Annotated in this window: 7 protein-coding genes; all 7 read left to right on the forward strand. The window is 46.8% G+C overall.

The features are described from left to right. On the forward strand, positions 1-240 hold a 240-nt coding region (locus tag FDX19_RS05425), incomplete at its 5' end, for a DUF3158 family protein (RefSeq protein ID WP_137381916.1). A 16-nt stretch (positions 241-256) separates the two neighbouring features. After that, positions 257-661: a single-stranded DNA-binding protein gene (gene ssb / locus FDX19_RS05430; RefSeq protein WP_137381907.1), complete on the forward strand. Its 405-nt coding sequence runs from the start codon at positions 257-259 to the stop codon at positions 659-661. A 143-nt stretch (positions 662-804) separates the two neighbouring features. Beyond that, positions 805-1,812 carry a phosphoadenosine phosphosulfate reductase family protein gene (locus tag FDX19_RS05435; protein ID WP_137381908.1) on the forward strand — a complete coding sequence of 336 codons (1,008 nt, stop codon included), beginning with the start codon at positions 805-807 and terminating at the stop codon, positions 1,810-1,812. 284 nt (positions 1,813-2,096) lie between these two features. Further along, positions 2,097-2,363: a hypothetical protein gene (locus FDX19_RS05440; protein ID WP_137381909.1), complete on the forward strand. Its 267-nt coding sequence runs from the start codon at positions 2,097-2,099 to the stop codon at positions 2,361-2,363. A gap of 14 nt (positions 2,364-2,377) precedes the next feature. Continuing rightward, positions 2,378-2,599, forward strand: coding sequence for a hypothetical protein (locus FDX19_RS05445; protein WP_137381910.1), 222 nt, complete (start codon positions 2,378-2,380; stop codon positions 2,597-2,599). A gap of 21 nt (positions 2,600-2,620) precedes the next feature. Further along, positions 2,621-2,989, forward strand: coding sequence for a DUF3085 domain-containing protein (locus tag FDX19_RS05450; RefSeq protein ID WP_137381911.1), 369 nt, complete (start codon positions 2,621-2,623; stop codon positions 2,987-2,989). A 363-nt stretch (positions 2,990-3,352) separates the two neighbouring features. After that, a partial coding sequence (locus FDX19_RS05455; protein WP_137381912.1) for a DUF3577 domain-containing protein occupies positions 3,353-3,669 on the forward strand: 317 nt, incomplete at its 3' end.

The raw sequence follows: 3,669 nt of genomic DNA on the forward strand, positions 1-3,669 counted from the left end.
CTGCGCTGGCGCAACCAGCAGAATAACCGTAGCGGTACTCCCGGCTGGCAGGCGCTGGTGCAGGATGCCTCACTGCCACAGGAGGTTCGTCATGCGCTACTGGAGATTGAGCATGACCGTATTGTATTCAATATGCAGATGTCGATATGCACCTTCATTTTGCGCCAGATTCGGGAGTGCGCCATCAAATTTGAGGATGCCCGGAATATTGCTGCATCCACTTCCCCTGTAACAAAATAACCGGAGAAATAAAATTATGGCCCAGCGTGGTTTGAATAAAGTCTGCCTGATAGGGTTTGTCGGACAGGACCCGGAAATATGCTACACCGCCGACAAACAGCCGGTAGCAGTATTTTCCGTGGCGACCGGCGATTCATGGAAAGACAAGGAAACCGGAGAAACGAAGGAAAGGACACAATGGCACCGGATAGTCGTCTATAACAAGCTTGCAGAAATTGCGGCTGCGCACCTGAAGAAAGGTACGCAGGTCTATCTGGAGGGGCGTTTGCAGGTGCGCAAGTGGTTGGACAGCATCGGTGCAGAACGTCAGTCAACGGAAGTGGTCGTGGATATCAACGGAATGTTGCAGATGCTGGGTAAATCGGAGGAGGGGAAAAATACCCGCGATGAATCTGGTGATGAGAGAAACGCTGAAGAATAAAAACCGGTATTAAAAATTAATTTTCATTTAATGACGCCATTATTCTGGCGTCATTCTTTTATTTATTAATCTGGTTATCCCGCGACCTTTATTTTGTTAACGCATTAATTAGCAGCTTCATTCATCACAATGAGGCTGTTGTTATGTTTCCAGAAAATAAAATTTCCGGTGGTTCAGTCCGGCATGTTATTAGTTTGTCTGGTGGTAAGGATTCTCTGGCGCTCTGGTTGTTATCCCGCGAGTGGAACATTGATTCGGTGGTGATATTTGCCGATACGGGTCATGAGCATCCGCTGACCTATGAGTACATTTCACTGCTGGAGCAGAAGCTGGGACCGGTTATTCGCGTCTGCGCTGATTTCAGCCAGCGCATAATCAATAAGCGGAATTACATTGAGACCGTCTGGCCTGAAAAACTGGTGGCAAAATACGGTTATACGCCGCAGGGTGCAGAACAACGTATTGCCGAAGCACTGGCTCAGATGTATCCCCGGAATATTCCTTTCCTTGATTTATGCATCTGGAAGGGACGTTTTCCCAGCACCCGCGCACGCTTCTGCACGTTTGAGCTAAAGCACCGTCCGATTGATGAACAGATAATTCAGCCGCTGCTGGGGCAGTACGATGATGTGGTGAGCTGGCAGGGCGTTCGCGCCCAGGAGTCAGCATCTCGCGCAAAATTATCGGTGCTGGAGCTGGATGTGGGTAACCAGACTGGCCTGCATGTTTACCGTCCTCTGTTGCAGTGGACGCATGATGAAGTGTTTGCGCTGGCAAAGCGTCACGGTATTCCGCCCAATCCGTTGTATCAACTGGGATGCTCGCGTGTCGGGTGTATGCCCTGTATCCATGCCCGTAAGAAAGAATTGGGTGTGATTTTCAGGCGCTTTCCGGAGCAGATACAGCGCGTCGCAGAATGGGAGCGGATTGTTGCAGCCTGTTCGACTCGGGGCAATTCCACCTTTTTTCCGTCAACCCGCGATCCGCTGAAATCCGAGCAGGATATCAACAAAATCAGTCTCGACAGCCACGGTATTGAAACCTACCGACGTTGGGCGTTTTCCCTTCACGGTGGACAGTTATTCGATGAGATTGCGGCCATCAATGACGGTAAAGCCTGTCACAGTATTTATACCGGTGTATGCGAATAGCCATTAATTTTCGCTGTCCGGTAAACAGTTAACGCTGCCCGTGTCATCGATTCTTTTATTTAATGAGCGGGCATGATTGCCATTATGGCGCCCAGGTAACAAGGCTGAAAGTTACCCGCAGTTTTACTGTGATGCCTGTCCCTTTGATACCTGCCAGCGACTGAAAACAGGTAATGCTGTCCCGTTTGCATTGTCGCCGTTGATTAACCGCTAATTTCCTTTCCCGCTGTTGTTTGCAGGAAACAGACAAATTTCTTACCTGATTAAGAAACAGGAGTTACACCATGAAAATGTTTATAGCAACACGTCCGGCTGAGGTAGATGGTCATTTTGTTAAGGTTGTCCTGGATTTTACACCTCCCGGTACACCTGAAAGTACCGAAGTGAAAAATGTCCATGAAGCCAGGGTATTTATTAATGACTATATAGCCAGAAATGTGAAAGAAGGCCATAAAGCACTCATTGTGCGAAAGGACGGACGGGCTTTTGCTGGCTTTGATACTTTTTATAAATCTTTACCTCTCGCAGTCGATGCGACAACCCGATTATAAACACAGGGCATATTATGAATTACGAAGGTAATGAAGAGTTGCGGCAGGATATTGCCCGGTTGGCGAATGATGTAAACGAACTACATCAGCGAATAAAGCTACTGGAGCAAAAATATCGCTGGGACAGCGATAATCTGGTACATGGCCTTGCCGGGCAGTCATTACGTATCGCCAAAGCATCATGCTCAACACTGCATCAGCAGATATATGAACTGGATCTTGTTTTTTCAGACTGAAACTCAACAAAGGAACTGATTATGATGAAAGATGCCCGTAGCGTTATTTTTAAAGCTGAATCATTGATTCCGGTTATTCAGGAAGCCATGAAAAATCAATGTGCTGTGTTTCTTGTTAAAGACCACGGTCTGTATATGATGTCGGAGAAAAATAAATCTGATCCGAATACCGGAAAAGTGTTAACACTTTCATATGCAGAAGGGTTTAATCCTGACCTAGTTGAGTTCGACGATTGGTATTATGAACTCAGGGACATCTGCGGCGGTGATGATTTTTGCGAAACACTGGTTGTAACGGAAAATGTTCTGCAAACTGTATTTATCCATAATGCAGATCTGAACGTTTCGTTTACTCCCACTCAAATCTGGTATCGACCGGTTAAACGCTAACCCCAAATCCTCTGTCAACTGGCAGAGGATTTTTTCAATGAATATTTCATGAATTACTGATTTCATCAGGCTGGCGCTATTTTTATTTATAGTGTGAAAACAGTTTTCCCTTTGCGAAACTGCCGGGCCTGTTATTTACTGAGCCTGCTCTTTCCATCCGTGTGATGGTCCCTTTGACAGCCGGGCTGCAAGCTGTCGCACTGGGTTTCAGTGTTATGCCTGCCCTTTAATGCCTGCCAGCGACTGCAAACAGGCAATATACCTCCGGTATAGCGTCGTTATTTTTTTACCACTCACTTACACTCATCCTGCGGGAGACATTTCCCGTCAGGGTTGTCTCCGCTTATTTTCTGGAGATATCTCATGACTACACATACTGAACGTAAATATTTTGACCTGCACACTCGCGGCATTGGCTATGTTAATCGCCTGCGAACCGTCACCCCCAAAAAAGGCGAGCCATTTCTGTCCTGTACCATCGCTGCACTTCGTGGCACCACTGGCCAGCCGGAATATACGTATATTGATGTCCGTGTTTATAACGAGAAGGCGGTTGAACTGCTGGAAAGTTGCCAGGACGCGCTGAGTAAAAAACAGAAGGTGTTGATTTCTTTTAGTGTCGGTGACATTTATCCGGAATGTTTTACTTACGAGAAAGGTGATAAAAAAGGTCAGTGTGG

Source organism: Citrobacter sp. wls619 (assembly GCF_005281345.1).
Lineage (GTDB): Bacteria > Pseudomonadota > Gammaproteobacteria > Enterobacterales > Enterobacteriaceae > Citrobacter.

What these genes read in the sequence shown, in the direction of transcription:
- ssb (WP_137381907.1), top strand. Translation starts at nt 257, where the DNA reads ATGGCCCAGCGTGGTTTGAATAAAGTCTGCCTGATAGGGTTTGTCGGA.
- FDX19_RS05445 (WP_137381910.1), top strand. Translation starts at nt 2,378, where the DNA reads ATGAATTACGAAGGTAATGAAGAGTTGCGGCAGGATATTGCCCGGTTG.
- FDX19_RS05440 (WP_137381909.1), top strand. Translation starts at nt 2,097, where the DNA reads ATGAAAATGTTTATAGCAACACGTCCGGCTGAGGTAGATGGTCATTTT.
- FDX19_RS05435 (WP_137381908.1), top strand. Translation starts at nt 805, where the DNA reads ATGTTTCCAGAAAATAAAATTTCCGGTGGTTCAGTCCGGCATGTTATT.
- FDX19_RS05450 (WP_137381911.1), top strand. Translation starts at nt 2,621, where the DNA reads ATGATGAAAGATGCCCGTAGCGTTATTTTTAAAGCTGAATCATTGATT.